Source organism: Ruegeria lacuscaerulensis (assembly GCF_013034685.1).
GTDB classification, from domain to species: Bacteria; Pseudomonadota; Alphaproteobacteria; order Rhodobacterales; family Rhodobacteraceae; genus Ruegeria; species Ruegeria lacuscaerulensis_B.
In genome coordinates this window covers 435,828-452,086 of record NZ_WQGO01000001.1, presented here as the reverse complement: position 1 = coordinate 452,086, position 16,259 = coordinate 435,828, and the positions used below count along the sequence as shown (strand labels likewise).

The following is a 16,259-nucleotide window of genomic DNA, read 5'->3' as shown; positions in this document are numbered from 1 at the left end:
ATCACTTCAGGCGCAGGACGCGGTCGATGGAAATCGGGCCTGCGCCGTTGATCACGATGACCAGGAACAGGAAGGTCCACATCACACGCTGATCCATCAAAGTGATGGCGTTGTCGAACAATCCACCCAGTTTCACGCCGTGACCGGCGACATCAACGATGGTCTGGACCCAGACGAACCCGATCATGGCCAGGGCAGCAACGCGTGTAAGAAGACCAACCAGCAGAAGCGCAGGCAGGACGAATTCGGCCACGGTGCCGAAGAAGATCACGATGCGCTGGAAAAAGGTCATCTGGGTGACGTCGTACAAAACGGCTTCAGCCGCTTTGGGGAAGATCTGGCCAAAGGCACCGGCTGACGCCGAGAAGATCGACCCGTCAATCTTCAGAGTGGCCGAGTTCCAGTAATACACAAGCAATACAGCAACAAAAACAAGCCGCGCCAGGGTCGGGGTCAGCCAATTGGCCGAACTGTCGAGCCGTCCCAGGACGTTATTGTGAAGGGAGATCAGGGCAGTCATTATGCCAGCCTTTCGATAGTCACAGAAGTAAGAGCGCCGCCTTGAAGCAGCAGCGCCAGAGTAGCCCCAAGGTCAAACTCGGGGGTGGTTGCAGAGGTGTTTTCATACGCCTGACCGATCGTCTGACCGGCCATCATCTCTGCAATCCAATCCGCACCACCGGCAGGCAGCAGATGCGGAGCGGGATCATATTCCGGTCGTGTTACTAACACGCCTTCGGCCCCAGCCTGTGGCTTGGGTGCGTTTTCTTGCGTGTTGAAACGCCAGATCGAATAAATCGGCCATTCCGAGCGGATCACCCGCATCGACGGCGCAAATTCAAGCGTGGCCTGCATCACCTCATCAGGCGCAACTGCCAGCGCATCCGCTGGGGCTGGGGTGCTGTCGGCGGCGTGGTAAGACTGACGCAGAGCCAGTTCCAGCCGAGCGATGTCGGGCAGGTAGCCCAAATGCGAAAGCTGCGGCATCCCGGCCAGAAACTCGGGGAATGCCTCGCCATAGAACATCATCATGGGCGAGGTCGGAGGATGCTGACGTAGGAAAATACCCGATAGACCATCCATATTCTGCGTGCCCAGCAGTTTGGTAATCACCGGAAAGGCCTGATACATTGCCTCGGTCAGCGACACGGCGACGTTGTTGCGATAGACGCTGAAACGACGTCCCGCAGGGTGTTCAGACGCGTCCACAAGGCCGTCGGGCACCGCCTGTGACGGGTCCAAAAGCGCCGTGTGGAAGGTTGTCTGAGAAACGCTCATGCTGGAACGCGGTCCAAAGCCGCCTGAGCCCTATCGGCCTCGGCGCGCAGTACAGGCCAGTCGGGAACGTCGGTATCCCATTCGATCAAGATGGGCTTGGGGCCGGACTGGTCCAGAGCGTAATCTAACAGCGTCCATACAGGGTCCACAACCTCGCGCCCATGGCTGTCGATCAGCAGGGGGCGACCGTGGTCGTCTTCATCCTCGTCGTGGCCGCCCAGATGAATCTCACCCACTTTGTCCAGCGGATAGGCGTCGATATAGCCTTGCGGCGAGAAATCCAGATTGGTGGCCGACACGAACACATTATTCACGTCCAGCAACAGGCCACAGCCGGTGAGACGCGCGATTTCACGCAGGAAATCAGGCTCGGACCAGGTGCTCTCCTCGAACGCCAAATAGCTGGAGGGGTTTTCCAGCAGCATCTGCCGTCCGATAACCTCTTGCACCTGATCAATATGCTGACAAACCCGGTCCAAAGTTGCGTCGGTGTAGGGCAGGGGTAGCAGGTCGTTCAGGAAATGGCTGTCATGGGTCGACCAAGCCAGATGTTCCGAAAAGCTGGCAGGGTTCAGCCAGCCAACCAAATGTTTCAACCGGGCCAGATGATCGGGGTCCAGCGGGGTTTCGCCGCCAATGGACAGGCCGACACCGTGGACAGAGATGGGGAATTGTTCGGACAAATGGCGCAGTTGCGCCAGCGGGCGTCCGCCATCGCCCATGTAATTCTCGGCATGGATTTCCAGCCATGCCACCGGGTGGGCGTGATCCAGAATTTGCTGAAAATGCTGGGGCTTATATCCGACACCCGGCGCGGCGGGCAGTCTGTTTGAACGAATAGCATTGTCCAGCATCGTTATAGTCTCCGGTTCACGACAAAGAGGCGGGCGACAAGGCCCGCCCCTTCGGTTTTCCTAAGCGCGGGCTTATGCCGGCAGATCGCGGTCCAGCGGCTCCAGCGAGCCTTTGCGGTCCGAACCGTCTGCGGTTTTAGGCAGCTCGATATCGGCGCAAGTGCCTGCGTCGACCAGAGTCCAGGCATTGCCCTGATAATCAACGGTCGAGGTACCGGCGCAGGTGGTGCCGGGGCCTGCGGCGCAATCGTTTTCGCCTGCCAGCGAAACGCCATAGCATTTCTCTTTGGCTTGTGCGGTTGCGGTGGTGGCCATGCCCGATACGGCGGCTGCAACGGCGCTTGCGATAACGAGGGACTTAGCTGTGTTCGACATCTCGGTAATCCTTTTGGTGACTGCGTATGTCTGTGTTGACAATGACAAAGGTAGTCGTTCAGAGGCGACAGTTAAATTCACGAGCCCGTGTCTCACAACCCCGTCAGGCACTGTCATGCCCTCTTGCAGGTTAACATATTGTTTTTGAAATCGAAAATGGAAAATATTTCAATCCGGCCCCTGTTTTAGGGCCGGATCGCAGGCGAATTGACGCCGAATGTTACAGCAGATCGGGGGGGGTCGCCGCCTTGGATAGCTCAATTGTTACAGCCTCAAGTGATTGAACCTGTGTTTGTTTTTCGCCAAGACGGCGCACGCTGACGGTGCGGTCTTCGATTTCGCGGTGACCGACGGCCAAAATCACGGGCACTTTACCGACAGAATGCTCGCGGACCTTGTAGTTGATCTTTTCGTTGCGGATATCCGCTTCGGCCCGAACCCCGGCGGCTTTGAGCGTTTCCACCACTTCGGCCACATAATCATCCGCCTCGGAAGTGATCGAGGCCACGACAACCTGACGCGGGGCCAGCCAGAACGGCAGCTTGCCGGCGTGCTCTTCGATCAAGATACCGATGAAACGTTCAAACGAGCCCAGCGTTGCCCTGTGCAGCATGAACGGACGGTGCTTGGCACCGTCTGCGCCGATGAAGCTGGCATCCAGACGTTCGGGCAGATTGGGGTCAACCTGCAGCGTGCCGCATTGCCAGGTCCGACCGATGGCGTCGGTCAGAGTGAATTCTAGCTTGGGGCCATAAAACGCGCCTTCGCCTTCGAGGATCTCATAGTCATACCCGGCGGCTTTGCAGGCATCGCCCAAGGCTTTTTCGACCAGATCCCAGCTTTCATCGGACCCGATCCGCTTTTCGGGACGGGTGGACAGTTTGATCGTCCAGTCGTGGAAGCCCAGATCGGCATAGACCTTGGATAGGAAAGCGATGAACTTGGCGGTCTCGGATTCGATCTGATCTTCGGCACAAAAGATGTGGCCATCGTCCTGCGTGAAACCGCGCACCCGCATGATGCCGTGCAATGCTCCCGAAGGTTCATAGCGTGCGCACGATCCGAACTCAGCCATGCGCAGGGGCAGGTCGCGATAGGATTTCAGACCCTGATTGAACACCTGCACGTGGCAGGGGCAGTTCATCGGCTTCAGCGCGTTGATCGCCTTTTCACGGGCATGTTCTTCATCCACTTCGACGATGAACATGTTTTCCTGATATTTGTCCCAGTGACCCGAGGCCTCCCACAGTTTGCGGTCGACAACTTGCGGGGTGTTAACTTCGACATAGCCGTCGCGTTCCTGCATCCGGCGCATATAGTCCTGCAGGGTGGTGTAGATTTTCCACCCGTTGGGATGCCAGAAGATCTGGCCGGGGGCCTCTTCCTGCATGTGGAACAGGTTCATTTCGCGGCCCAGCTTGCGGTGGTCGCGCTTGGCGGCCTCTTCCAGCATATGCAGGTGGGCTTTCAGCTTTTCCTTGCCGGTGAAGGCCACACCGTAGATGCGTTGCAGCATCTGGCGCGAGCTGTCGCCGCGCCAGTAGGCACCCGCGATGGACATCAGTTTGAACGCGTCGCCGGGCAGTTGGCCGGTGTGCTGCAGGTGCGGGCCGCGGCACAGATCCTGCCAATGACCGTGCCAGTACATGCGCAGCGGTTCATCGCCCGGAATGGCTTCGATCAGCTCGACCTTATAGGGCTCGTTATTGGCCTTGTAGAATTCGATCGCGCGGTCGCGGTCCCAGACCTCGGTTGTGACGGGGTCGCGCTTGTTAATGATCTCTTTCATCTTTTTCTCGATGAGGCCGAGATCTTCGGGCGTGAACGGCTCTTCACGGTCAAAGTCATAGTACCAGCCGTTTTCGATGACGGGGCCAATGGTGACTTTGGTGGCGGGCCAGATTTCCTGCACGGCGCGGGCCATCACATGCGCCAGATCGTGGCGGATCAGCTCATTGGCCTGTTCCTCATCTTTCATTGTGTGGATGGCGATATGTGCGTCGGCCTCAATAGGCCATTGCAAATCCCAATGTTTGCCATCGACCGTGGCCGAGATTGCCTTTTTGGCCAGCGAGGTCGAGATATCGGCTGCCACCTGCGCAGGTGTGATGCCTGCCTCATAGGATCGTGCATTGCCATCGGGGAAGGTGAGTGAGACGGATTTTGAATCCAAGGCCATGTTGGCTCTCCTCGTCGGTTTGGCGCCCACTGAACGCCCGGTTGCGGGTTATTTGCGTGTGGCTGCTTTGGCAGGTGGGTGCGCGTGTGTCAAGTGTCGGAGCGAGGGGCGCTGCCCCTCGCGCACCCCGAGGTATTTTGGGCCAGATGAAGGGCGGATCAGGGAATTGCGGTTGGGGTTGGGACGTGCATGATGTTGGTAAAGCAAAGAGGGTTTTATGGCAGTGGCTGAATTTCTGGACACCGCGCAGGGGCGGCGGTTGGCGTTTCACAAAAGCGAGGGGGTCGCGCCCACGATCGTTTTTCTTGGCGGGCTGAAGTCGGATATGGAGGGCACCAAGGCGGTGCATCTTGAGGCGTGGGCACAGGAACGCGGGCAGGCGTTTTTACGGTTCGATTACTCTGGGCACGGGGAAAGTTCCGGCACGTTTGAAGAGGGCTGCATTGGGGACTGGCATGAGGATACAGTTGCAGCGATTGAGGCGCTGACCGAAGGGCCCTTGGTCGTTGTGGGATCGTCGATGGGCGGATGGCAGGCGTTGCTTTTGGCAAAAGCGATGCCGGAACGGATCGCCGGGATGGTCACAATCGCTGCTGCGCCGGATTTTACCGAGGAAGGGTATTGGGCCTCGTTCAGTGATGAGCAGAAGGCAGCGCTGGAGATGGTGGGGCACGTGGAATTGCCCTCGGATTACATGGAGCCTTACATCATTACCAAGCGCATGATCGAAGATGGGCGCACGCGATTGGTTCTGCGCGATCCGTTGGCTTTGCCATTTCCCGTGCGATTTTTGCAGGGCACGGCGGATACAGCGGTGTCAATCGAGACGGCTGTGCGGTTGCTGGACCATGCCAGTGGACCGGATATGCGGTTGCTGTTGGTCAAGGATGCGGATCACAGATTCTCGGACGGGCCTTGCCTGGAGATTATCGAACGCGCCGTGCTTGATGTGCTTGCCCCCGAATGACCCGGTTGGTTCTGCGTTTCATTGTCGTGCTGGCAGCTCTGGGCGGCCTGATCTTCTGGTTGGGGCCGCGCGAAGAGGTTGACCTTCATCCCACGTTTGAGCCGCGCAAATTTGGCGAGGGGGTGCAGGTCTATTTCGAGAGTGTCGAATCCGCCTTCGAAGACATCGTTCCCGGTGTCGAAAAGCGGGTGATCTGGCAAGAGGGATTCAAGGAACAGCGAACACCGGTGTCGATCCTTTATGTTCACGGATTCTCGGCCTCATCCGAGGAAATCCGCCCGGTGCCCGATCTGCTTGCAAAAGCGCTGGGTGCCAATCTGGTGTACACGCGCCTGCAAGGCCATGGGCGCGGCGGTTCCGCCATGGCAGAGGCGACGGCCTCGGGGTGGATGGCCGACATGGCCGAGGGCCTCGCTGCAGCACGCGCGGTCGGCGACCGGGTGGTTGTGATCTCGACCTCGACTGGGGGGACGCTGGCTGCGGCTGCCGCGCTGGATGCCGAGATGACGCAGAATGTCGGCGCGATGATCTTTGTTTCGCCGAATTTCGGGATCAATACGCCGGGGGCTTGGATACCCGGCCTGCCCTGGGCGCGAAATTGGTTGCCGATGTTGATGGGAGAAACCCGCGATGTGTCAGATACCGACCCGGAGCGGAACAAATACTGGTCGCTGAGCTATCCGTGGGAGGCCGTTGTTCCGATGACCCGGCTGGTCGATGTGGTGAACGGGCAGGATTTTGCGCAAGCACAGGTTCCGGCGCTGTTCTGGTTCTCGGATGACGATCAGGTGGTGCGTCCGGATCGGACTCATCAGGTGGCGCAGGCGTGGGGCGGGCCTGCGACAGTCAATCTGGTTGCAATGGGCGAAGAAGATGACCCTGCATCGCATGTGGTGGCTGGGCGGCTGATGTCGCCGGGGCAGACCGAAGCCACAGTGGATGGCATGCTCGCGTGGCTACGCTCGGTGGGGATCGAATAGCGATGCGTAAACCGGCCAGTATGTGGAGCCTTGAGACCCTGGGCCGGGTGCGCTTGTCGCGGCATTTCTTCATGCGGGACTTCCTGTATTCCGAAATCGGGAATTTTCATGGGATACAGAACATCCCCGAAAACCCTGATCTAGCCATCGAAACGGGGCGCGCTTTTTGCCAAACCCTGCTGGACCCTTTGGAAGAGACCTTTGGGCGCGTCGCCGTACGCTCGGGTTATCGCGCGCCCTCGCTGAACCGGTTCGGCAACGAAAACAAACTGAACTGTGCCCGCAATGATAACCCGATGGAATGCCATATCTGGGATCGGGGCACGGGCGAGAACCGGATTGCGGGGGCGTCGATCGTGATTCCGTGGTTCGCGGATCAAAATGGAACCGGACGCGATTGGCGCGATCTTGCGTGGTGGATGCATGATCATCTGGACTATTCCGAGATCTGGTTCTTTCCCAAGCTCTGCGCGTTCAATCTGGTCTGGAGACCCAATCCGCATCGCCGGATCGATAGCTATATCGCGCCACGCGGATGCCTGTTGCGGGCTGGGGCGGAACCTGATGAACCCCGGGACAAGCGGCAGGCGCGCTATGCGGATTTCCCACCCTTTCGGGGCATCGACTATCCCTGAACTTTCCCTTGCCCGGGTGCTGGAAAACGCTCATCCTGCAGGAAAAGTTGATTATTGTGGAGGCTCTGTGTGATTGAGCCGTTGGTTTTACTGCCCGGTTTCATGTGCGATGCGCGCCTGTTCGGGGCTCAGATTTTGTACCTGTCTCATTACCGCGCGGTGACGGTTGCGCCCCTGTCGGTCGGCGAACGGATAGAAGAGATCGCCTCAGGCTTGCTGGACCAGTTGCCGCATCGGTTTGCATTGGGCGGCTTCAGCATGGGCGGGGTTGTGGCGCTTGAGATCGCGCGCCGCGCGCCGGACCGGGTCTCTCGGTTGTGCCTGATGGCGACCGATGCACAGGCCGATACCCCTCAGATCGCGGCGGGACGTGAAGAGTTGATCGTTGGGGCAAAATCCGGGCGGCTTGAGGATGTGATGACTCGCATGATCGGTTCGGACACGTTGGCGCCGGGGCCGGAGCGGGTGCCCGTCCTGAACGAAGTGATGGCCATGGCCATTGATCAAGGGCCGGATATGTTCGAACGGCAAATGCGAGCCATGCAGCGCCGACCGGACCAGCAAGGGGGGTTGCGGCATATCAACGTGCCAACTCTGGTTTTGTGTGGGGCCCATGACCAAATCACTCCAGTGCGCAAACATAGTTTCATGGCTGAGATGATCCCGAATGCCGAACTGCGTGTGATCGAGGAGGCGGGCCATATGGTGCCGCTCGAGGCTCCCGCCGCGGTGACCGAAGCCTTGGAGGCTTGGCTGAACATTCCGGCGCGTTTGGCCTACTTGTAGAGGGCTGCGCGCTCGGGTTTCGTTAGGACGGTCGGTTTGGCCGACGTTTCCCCGGTGTAGGCATCGAAGAAAGGCGTGTTCTTCCAACTGCCAGACAAACGGGACTTCAGCACGCGCGTCACCAGACCAATTGCCGCAGGGCCCAAGCCTTCATGCGCTTGCTTTCCGCCGGGGCGAGGAACAAAGCCGCGTGTACGTACGGGCCCTAGGTCGCTTGGGTCCGGGATGCGGTTCACGATGAACCCGGCGAAAGGAACTTTCGGTGTACGTGAAGTGGTGGCCAGCGGGGCGTTGCAGCAACTGGCGTACCAGCGCAACATCCCTTTGGGGCTGAGCTGCATCAGCGCAAGGTGTTCTGCGCCGTGTTCAAAAACGATCTCCTCGGGCAGCATTTGCAGCACGTCGACCGGGCCAGGGGCAGGGTCGGGTTGTCCAAAATAAAGCTGCGCGGCCCGGCAATCGTGGCAAAAGCATTCCACATGTGTGGACGAAGCGACCCCTGCGGCCGAAATGCGCCCACTCAAAGCACCGCAGGTGCAGGCGAAGGTAGTGTCCTTGGCCGGGCTTTGAACCATGCGCCTCAGGCGACTTTGTTCTTGTTGGCGGCCCGGCGGCGCGGTTTGCGTGTGTTGGCGTTCATGAAGTCGATCACCAGCGGGCGGATATTGTCGCGCCAGCTGCGGCCCGCAAAAATACCGTAGTGCCCCGCGCCGGGTTCCACATGACTGGCCTTTTTCGCATCGGGCAGACCGGCGCAAAGATCAAGGGCCGCGATACATTGGCCAGGGGCCGAGATATCGTCATTCGCGCCCTCAACTGATTTTACCGCGACATCGGTGATCTTGCCTATATCCACCTTGTGCCCGGCCACCACAAATTCATTCCGCGCAATTTCGCGGTTTTTGAAGATGCGTTCGACGGTAGACAGGTAGAACTCGGCCGTCATGTCCATCACTGCCAGATACTCATCGTAGAAACGGTTGTGCGCGTCATGATCCGAGGCCTCGCCCCGCATGACACGCTGGATCTGGTCGGTGAAGGCCTTGCTGTGGCGCTCTCCGTTCATCGACATGAACGAGGCCAACTGCAACAGGCCGGGATAGACCATGCGGCCGACGCCTTTGTACTTAAAGCCCACACGCTGGATCATGGTTTCTTCCAGCTGGCCCATTGTAACGCGGCGGCCAAAATCGGTGACATCCGTCGGAGTCGCGTCTGGATCGACCGGCCCACCGATCAGTGTCAGAGTGCTGGGTTGTGCCTTGGGTTCCACCTCGGCCAGGTAAGCCGTGGCAGCCAGGGTAAGGGGCGCGGGCTGGCATACGGCAACAACATGTGTTTCCGGGCCAAGTTCTTTCATGAAATCGACAAGGTAGAGTGTATAGTCCTCGACATCGAACTTGCCTTCGGACACAGGGATATCGCGCGCATTATGCCAATCGGTGACATAAACTTCGCAATTGACCAGCAGGCTTTTGACTGTCGATCGCAGCAACGTCGCATAGTGGCCCGACATTGGGGCAACCAGCAGAACCTTGCGCGGCTGTTCTTCGCGACCGTTGACGCGGATGTGGATCAGGTCGCCAAACGCACGCTCGACCACCGGCACGATGTCGACAAGATGGTCCTTGCCATCTTCGCAGGTGAAGGTGCGAATGCCCCAGTCAGGCTTGACAATCATGCGCTGGAATGTGCGTTCCGTGACCTCGCCCCAGGCTGCCATCATGCTGAACGCAGGGTTCGGCACCATCGAAAACAACGGGTAAGAGGCCATCGCACTGGCGGTCGCACCCATCCATTGATTGGTGTTGCGCATGGTTTCCATCAGATCATAGGTCATCATGTAGCGCATCGGGCGAACCTCCTGAGTGACAGCCCTAAACTTCGGACCATTCGTCGCTTTGCGCTGCGGCTGCCGCGACGTTATTCTGCATAGCAGCAAGATTACGGGGGAATTGTTAAAATGACAACAAGTGAAGACCAGGCGCAGGAATTGTCCGCAGAACATCTTGAACGGCTTAAAGAAAATTTGAACAAAGTCGAAGAGCTGTCGAAGCGGCTGGTCGAGGTCATGGCCGGGAAGAAGGCGCATTCCCCCGCGTTGGACGGCCCGAATCAAGAGCTTTTCGCAAAAGCAGCAACGGCATATATGGCCGAGGCTTGGCAAAATCCCGCCAAGCTGTTGGAACACCAGATTGCCTATTGGAGCAAGTCTGTCATGAACTTTGCCGAAGCGCAGCAGGCGCTGACAACGGGCGAAGTTGAGGGGGCGGCACCAGTAGCCAAAGACAAACGTTTTGCCAATCCGCTTTGGGAGACTAACCCTTATTTCCGCTTCGTCCGCCAGCAATACCAGACAAATGCCGATGCGATTTCAGAAGCAGTGGCCTCGGTCGATGACATGGATGCCAAAGACAAGCAGCGTCTTCACTTTTTTTCGCAACAGATCATCAACATGATGTCTCCGACAAATTTTCTGGCCACAAACCCTGATGCGCTGGAAAAAGCGGTCGAGACTGAAGGTCAGTCGCTGATCAAAGGGCTGGAGAACCTCGTTTCCGATCTGGAGGCCAATGATGGCGAGATGGTTGTTCGACTGGCGGATGACAGCGCCTTTGAAGTGGGCGGCAATATCGCCACGACACCGGGAGAGGTGGTCTATCGCAACCGGTTGATGGAGCTGATCCAGTACAAACCGGCAACCGAGACAGTGCATGAAACGCCGATTGTCCTGTTCCCGCCCTGGATCAACAAATTCTACATTCTGGACCTCAAAGCCCAGAACAGCCTGATCAAATGGGTAACGGAGCAGGGCTACACCCTATTTGTCGTCAGTTGGGCAAATGCGAACGCATCCCACGCCGAAATCGGCATGGGGGACTATATTGAAGAAGGTTACCTGACCGCGATCGAGCAGGTGAAGGACATTTGTAAGGTCAAGCAAGTCAATGCGGTCGGCTATTGCATCGCGGGCACCACACTAAGCCTGACGCTTTCGCTGTTGAAGCAGCGCGGGGACAAGTCGATCAAGTCGGCCACGTTCTTCACCACTCTGACCGATTTTGGCGAACAGGGAGAGTTCACCCCGTTTCTGCAAAACGACTTCGTCAACGGCATCGAAGACCAGATCGGTAAGGATGGCGTGCTAAAAGCTTGGGTCATCGGGCGAACCATGTCCTTTCTGCGCTCCAACGACCTGATCTACGGCCCCGCAATCCGCAGCTACATGATGGGCGAAACACCTCCGGCGTTTGATTTGCTGTACTGGAACGGAGATGGGGCCAACCTGCCAGGCCGCATGGCGGTCGAGTATTTGCGTGGGCTGTGTCAAAGCAATGATTTTGTCACGGACGGGTTTGAACTGTTGGGGCACAAGCTGCATATCCGGGATGTCGACGTGCCGTTAATGTCAATCACCTGCGAGACCGATCATATCGCGGCCTGGAAAGACTGTTACCGCGGCGTGCAGCAGATGGGGTCACGGTCGAAAACTTTTGTGGTGTCGGAATCGGGTCATATCGCAGGCATCGTGAATCCGCCCAGCAAAAAGAAATACGGGCATTATACCAACCCAGACATGCAGCTGGACGCTGACAGCTGGATGAAGGATGCCGATTTCCATGAAGGGTCCTGGTGGCCGCTTTGGGAAGCGTGGTTGAGAAAGCGGTCTGGCAAGCAGATTCCGGCGCGTGAGCCGGGCGATTCGAACCACCCGTCTCTGTGTCCCGCGCCCGGTACCTATGTATTGGCCAAAGCAACTGATTGATTAGTAAGGGAATCCGAAGTTTTTTCTGCGCTGCAGCAAAAAAATCTTGCAATGCTGCGATGCAGCAATCATATTGTCCTCAAGCTGATGAAAACCGGGGCGGGCCCGGTTCGGCAAAAAGGATTTGGACAATGGCAAAGACCCCTGACTTCACCGCGACCCTGAAAGACATCATGGGCGCATTCCCCGTTGACACTTCCGCTCTGGAAGGTGCCTTCAAGTCGACCGCAACCCTGAACGAAAAACTGTCGGGTGTTGCTCTGGAAGCTGCAGAGAAATCGGCAGAAATCTCGAACAAATGGACCAAAGACACTCTGGCCAAACTGACCGAGATGTCGAAAGCAAAGGCAGAGCCTGCCGACTACGCAAAAGCCGCAACCGACTTCGCAAGCGCGTCGGCTGAAGTTGCCGCAGAAAACCTGGCTGCTTTCGCTGAAATCGCGAAAAAAGTTCAGAGCGAAACCGTCGAGTTGCTGATGGCTGCCGGTAAAGACGCTGCAGAAGACGCAACTGCTGCTGTCAAGAAAGCCACCAACGAGGTGACTGCTGCTGCCAAGAAAGCAACAGCTGCCAAGTAAGTAAGGCCGCGAGGCGCACCCATTCCTCCCATCTGGTGCAATCGCGTTGGGCAGGTCGAAAGACCTGCCCTTTCTTTTTGTTCTGCAGTCGCATAATCTCTGCTGCAACGCATCATCCTTGGGGAGGGTAAACGGTGTCAGAACAAGAAAAACCGTTGCTGATCAAACGCTATGCCAGCCGTCGGCTGTATAACACCGAGACCAGCGACTACGTCACGCTAGAGGATATCGCGGTGTTCATTCGCGATGGGCGCGAAGTGCAGATTATCGACCTGAAGACAGGGGATGACCTGACACGCCAATATCTGCTGCAAATCATTGCGGAACATGAAAGCCGGGGCGAAAACGTGCTGCCGGTGAACGTGCTGAACGATCTGGTCCGCAGTTACATGCTGCCGGGAGGTGGAATGATGCCGCAGTTCTTGCAAAGCTCGTTCGATATGCTGCGCGAAAGCCAGTCCAAGATGATGGAGAACATGAACGCCATGAACCCGATGTCCCAGATGCCCGGGTTCGAGGCGATGCAGGCGCAGCAACAGGCTTTTCTGAAGGCGATGACCGGCGGATTGTCTGGCCAGTGGTCTGGCCCCGACAAGGAAGATGAGGCCAAATCTGAACCGAAAGAAGATCTGGACGACATCAAAAAGCAGCTTGCCGAGCTTCAGCAGAAACTGTCCAAACTGAACTGAACCTGCCATGCGCTGGGTGCTGACGGGCGTCGTGCTGTGTTGGGCAGCGCTCGTTTATGCGCAAGGGCAGTTTTCTGAGCCGCGGTCGCCGATCTGCACGCTTGGGTCTGCTGTGGATGATGGTTGCGCAGATATCCGTGCCCGCGAAATACTGGATGCGGCTGAACCGCCATGGCGCGCAATCGGACGAGTCAATTTTGCCAGCAGGGCCCAGCGATCTCATTGCACCGGCGTTTTGGTCGCGGATGATTTGGTTCTGACCGCCGCGCATTGCCTTTACAATGCCGCGCGTCAGCGCTGGATACCGCCATCCAGTATCCGCTTTGCTGCTGGGTATCAGCGAGGGGAGGCCTCCGCGGTCTCGACCGCCAAGCGCTATGTCCTGCCCGAAGGCCAAGGCACTGCATTCAATGACGGACCTGAACTGGATTGGGCGGTGCTTGAACTGGAGAACCCGATTGGCCGGGCGTTGGGTTCTTTTCCTCTGACAGCGCAGGATATGTTGACCGGATCGGTCGCGGGGTATGCTGGAGTGCGGCCGCATGTCCTCAGCCGTGCGAACCCATGTCCGGTTGTTCGGCGCACTGATGCGCTGATGATCGCGGATTGCCCTGTAATGATGGGGGATTCCGGCGCGCCCTTATTGATTGACACGCCATCGGGGCTGGCTGTGGCTGGTGTCTTATCGCGCGTCGCCGCAACCCCTGAAGGGATCGCGGCGCTGTTTGTGTCCAGTCGAGTTGTCTACGTACCCTCGCGCTGACGCTCAGGTGCCGAACGCCATCTCGGGGGCGGTGACCTCGCCGACTGAGGCCAGCAGAATGTCCGCGATCACGTCCAGCTCTTCCCGTGTCAGGCGGACGGGCAGGCGCACATCGCACGCTTTCATCAGCATCTCGCGTGTTTGGGGAAGATCGACCTGCTCGGGCAGAAACTGCCAGTTCCAGAAGGCGCGGGCGTTGTCCTCGCTCAGACCAAAAACCTGAACCTTGACGCCTCGCGCCTCGGATGCTGCGGCAAAGGCGCGGATATCATCATCGCTCAGGTTCACCAGGTTGAACTGGATCGAATCCGGTGCACGTTGTTCCGGCGCAAGCGGGGCAGGGACGTTGATATAAGGCGAGGTGTTCAATCGGTCGGCCACGTAGTCGTGATTGGCGAGCCCGTCTTTGACGCGGCGCGCCAGCTCAGGGATCTGCGGCCGGATCACGGCGGCGCTGAGGTTGCTCATCCGCAAATTATACAGCGGCAATTGGTTCTGCCAGCGAGAAAAGGCTTGCTCCAATTCGGGCGAGTTGTCGCCACGCGGGCCTTTGTGTTTTTTCCAGTTATGCTCATACGCGCCCGACATGATCACGGCGCGGGCCACCAGGTCGGCGTCGTCCGTGATCAGGATACCACCTTCACCCGCGTTGATCATTTTGTAGGACTGGAATGAGAAACAGCCGACCTTGCCAATCGTGCCGATATTACGCCCATGCCAGGTGGTGCCCAGCGAATGGGCCGCATCCTCGATCACGGGAATATTGCGCGCATCACACAGTACCATGATCGCGTCCATGTCAGATGTATGGCCGCGCATATGGCTGATGATGACGGCCTGAACGCTGTCCAGCTTGGCCTCGAAATCGGCCATGTCGATGCGATAATTCTCGCCCACTTCGCACAAAACCGGAATGCAATCCGCATGGACGACCGAGGACGGCACGGCCGCAAAGGTAAATCCGGGGATCAACACCCGCGCATCCCGCGGCAGGCCCAACGCCTTGAGCGACAGGAACAAGGCCGCCGAGCAGGACGATACCGCCAGCGCGTATTTCGTGCCCAAAAGGGCCGCGAATTCGCTTTCCAGCAGCGCAACAGGCGCGTCTTGCGGCGCGGTATAGCGGAACAGGTCGCCCGACTGCATCAGGGCGTCGATGGCCTTACGCGCGGCGGCAGGGATGGGTTCGGCGTCATGAACGTTAGGAGGAAGCGTCATATTTGATTTTCCCAAATTCTATCTTTGGAAAAGATAAAGCTAAAAGAATTTCAATCCAAGCCCCTACGTGAACATGCTGCGAAATTTCACCGAACTGTTGTATTTAGGGGCAATTGCATCCCGACCGCCGGATTGCGTCTTGTATCCGTAGGGGAATCCGGGTGGCAATGGGACAATCTACATGTTGCATTTCACGGTCCGGATTGTTGCCATCATGCTTGCTAGACTTGCTTTTTCACTGTCCATTCTCGCTCTGCCAGCTCATGCGCAATACGTCCTGTCCGACGGAACCGAAGTCGCGCCGCTTGAGATGTTCCAGGAATGCGACGTCTGCCCCGAGATGATCGTGTTGCCGTTGGGAGAGTTTCTGATGGGCGCTGCACCGGGAGAATCCAAGCGCAACTTCCATTGGGACAAAAAGGGATTTCGTCTTGCGACACCGGAAGAGCCCTATATCGCCCATCACGAGGGACCGGTTCACCAGGTAACGATCGATATGCCTATCGCAATGGGGCGCAGCGAGGTGACCCATGATCAATGGATGGCCTGCGTCAACGACGGAGGTTGCGGGGGGCATATCCCGCGTGCTTGCACACCGCGCATTGATGGGCCGTGCATAGACATTCGTGGTAATTACCCGGTCGTCGATGTGTCATATCTGGACGGGCTTGCATATACAAAATGGCTCAACCAGAAAGTGGGGGGCGAAGTTTATCGCCTGCCCACTGAGGCAGAGTGGGAATGCGCGGCCCGCGCTGGGACGCAGACGCCCTTTGCTCAGGGTGAGGAAGTCACCACCGATCAGGTCAACTTTCACGGCAAGCCGACCGAAGAAATGCTGGGTGTGAAGCGCCCCGATCTGGCGGGGCGAGGCCATCCGGTTCGAGTGGATGAACTAGACGCCGAAAATGCGTGGGGATTGCGGCATATGTCGGGAAATGTATCAGAAGCCACGATGTCTTGTTGGAGCAAAAGGCACGAAGCGTGGAATTCATCCAGCATCTATTTTCAAGAAGCCATGACCAGGGACTGCGCTAGAAGGGTAGGTCGAGGTGGGGCCTTCTGGACTGCGATGGATTTTTCACGCGCGGCAGTTCGAGGCAAGATTCATCTGGACGGAGGCACAATGTCTGCCGGATTTCGGGTGCTACGCGATTTCGGTAGCTTACTGAAACTCAATTAACCGATCCG

17 protein-coding genes are annotated in these 16,259 nt (G+C 57.9%); 9 read left to right on the top strand and 8 right to left on the bottom strand.

The features are described 5' to 3' along the window. Position 1: 1 nt before the first annotated feature. The 5 genes from GOV80_RS02260 to thrS all read right to left on the bottom strand — a co-directional run bounded on the left by GOV80_RS02260 (position 2) and on the right by thrS (position 4,686). Positions 2-520, bottom strand: a complete 519-nt coding sequence (locus GOV80_RS02260; protein WP_170770325.1) for a DoxX family membrane protein — start codon at positions 518-520, stop codon at positions 2-4. Beyond that, positions 520-1,278 carry an HvfC/BufC N-terminal domain-containing protein gene (locus GOV80_RS02255; RefSeq protein WP_170782687.1) on the bottom strand — a complete coding sequence of 253 codons (759 nt, stop codon included), beginning with the start codon at positions 1,276-1,278 and terminating at the stop codon, positions 520-522. Before GOV80_RS02255 ends, GOV80_RS02260 begins: the two co-directional genes overlap by 1 nt. Continuing rightward, positions 1,275-2,132, bottom strand: coding sequence for an MNIO family bufferin maturase (gene bufB / locus GOV80_RS02250; RefSeq protein ID WP_170782686.1), 858 nt, complete (start codon positions 2,130-2,132; stop codon positions 1,275-1,277). The genes GOV80_RS02255 and bufB overlap by 4 nt, the downstream gene beginning before the upstream one ends. Positions 2,133-2,204: 72 nt before the next feature. After that, positions 2,205-2,507: a BufA1 family periplasmic bufferin-type metallophore gene (locus GOV80_RS02245; protein WP_170770331.1), complete on the bottom strand. Its 303-nt coding sequence runs from the start codon at positions 2,505-2,507 to the stop codon at positions 2,205-2,207. Positions 2,508-2,727: 220 nt separating this feature from the next. After that, complete coding sequence (gene thrS / locus GOV80_RS02240; protein ID WP_170782685.1) at positions 2,728-4,686, bottom strand: threonine--tRNA ligase; 1,959 nt, start codon at positions 4,684-4,686, stop codon at positions 2,728-2,730. Positions 4,687-4,903: 217 nt separating this feature from the next. Here thrS and GOV80_RS02235 point away from each other — a divergent pair, with 217 nt between their 5' ends. The 4 genes from GOV80_RS02235 (at position 4,904) to GOV80_RS02220 (ending at position 8,054) form a co-directional block, all read left to right on the top strand. Continuing rightward, complete coding sequence (locus GOV80_RS02235; protein WP_170782684.1) at positions 4,904-5,653, top strand: alpha/beta hydrolase; 750 nt, start codon at positions 4,904-4,906, stop codon at positions 5,651-5,653. Beyond that, a complete protein-coding gene (locus GOV80_RS02230; protein WP_170782683.1) occupies positions 5,650-6,633 on the top strand; it encodes an alpha/beta hydrolase in 984 nt (327 codons plus the stop codon). The genes GOV80_RS02235 and GOV80_RS02230 overlap by 4 nt, the downstream gene beginning before the upstream one ends. Before the next feature lie 20 nt (positions 6,634-6,653). Next, the gene (locus GOV80_RS02225; protein ID WP_170782989.1) at positions 6,654-7,268 is read left to right on the top strand and encodes a hypothetical protein; all 615 of its coding nucleotides are present in this window, start codon (positions 6,654-6,656) and stop codon (positions 7,266-7,268) included. A 69-nt stretch (positions 7,269-7,337) separates the two neighbouring features. Further along, complete coding sequence (locus tag GOV80_RS02220) at positions 7,338-8,054, top strand: alpha/beta fold hydrolase (RefSeq protein WP_170770339.1); 717 nt, start codon at positions 7,338-7,340, stop codon at positions 8,052-8,054. Here the strand turns inward: GOV80_RS02220 and GOV80_RS02215 are convergent. After that, positions 8,045-8,629, bottom strand: a complete 585-nt coding sequence (locus tag GOV80_RS02215) for a DUF6151 family protein (RefSeq protein ID WP_170782682.1) — start codon at positions 8,627-8,629, stop codon at positions 8,045-8,047. The genes GOV80_RS02220 and GOV80_RS02215 overlap by 10 nt on opposite strands. Before the next feature lie 5 nt (positions 8,630-8,634). Beyond that, the gene (phaZ, locus tag GOV80_RS02210) at positions 8,635-9,906 is read right to left on the bottom strand and encodes a polyhydroxyalkanoate depolymerase (protein ID WP_170782681.1); all 1,272 of its coding nucleotides are present in this window, start codon (positions 9,904-9,906) and stop codon (positions 8,635-8,637) included. A gap of 111 nt (positions 9,907-10,017) precedes the next feature. Between phaZ and GOV80_RS02205 the strand changes: the two genes are divergently transcribed. The 4 genes from GOV80_RS02205 (at position 10,018) to GOV80_RS02190 (ending at position 13,850) form a co-directional block, all read left to right on the top strand. Beyond that, a complete protein-coding gene (locus GOV80_RS02205) occupies positions 10,018-11,820 on the top strand; it encodes a PHA/PHB synthase family protein (RefSeq protein WP_170782680.1) in 1,803 nt (600 codons plus the stop codon). A gap of 131 nt (positions 11,821-11,951) precedes the next feature. Next, positions 11,952-12,398 carry a phasin family protein gene (locus tag GOV80_RS02200; protein ID WP_170770646.1) on the top strand — a complete coding sequence of 149 codons (447 nt, stop codon included), beginning with the start codon at positions 11,952-11,954 and terminating at the stop codon, positions 12,396-12,398. A gap of 134 nt (positions 12,399-12,532) precedes the next feature. Beyond that, positions 12,533-13,087 (top strand): polyhydroxyalkanoate synthesis repressor PhaR, encoded by a 555-nt coding sequence (phaR, locus tag GOV80_RS02195; protein ID WP_170770347.1) that lies wholly within the window; start codon positions 12,533-12,535, stop codon positions 13,085-13,087. A gap of 7 nt (positions 13,088-13,094) precedes the next feature. After that, positions 13,095-13,850, top strand: a complete 756-nt coding sequence (locus GOV80_RS02190; RefSeq protein ID WP_170782679.1) for a trypsin-like serine peptidase — start codon at positions 13,095-13,097, stop codon at positions 13,848-13,850. 3 nt (positions 13,851-13,853) lie between these two features. On the opposite strand, the gene GOV80_RS02185 is transcribed toward GOV80_RS02190, so the two are convergent. Beyond that, positions 13,854-15,068, bottom strand: coding sequence for a DegT/DnrJ/EryC1/StrS family aminotransferase (locus tag GOV80_RS02185; RefSeq protein WP_170782678.1), 1,215 nt, complete (start codon positions 15,066-15,068; stop codon positions 13,854-13,856). A 214-nt stretch (positions 15,069-15,282) separates the two neighbouring features. Between GOV80_RS02185 and GOV80_RS02180 the strand changes: the two genes are divergently transcribed. Further along, positions 15,283-16,251 (top strand): formylglycine-generating enzyme family protein, encoded by a 969-nt coding sequence (locus GOV80_RS02180; RefSeq protein WP_170782677.1) that lies wholly within the window; start codon positions 15,283-15,285, stop codon positions 16,249-16,251. The last annotated feature ends 8 nt before the right edge of the window (positions 16,252-16,259 follow it).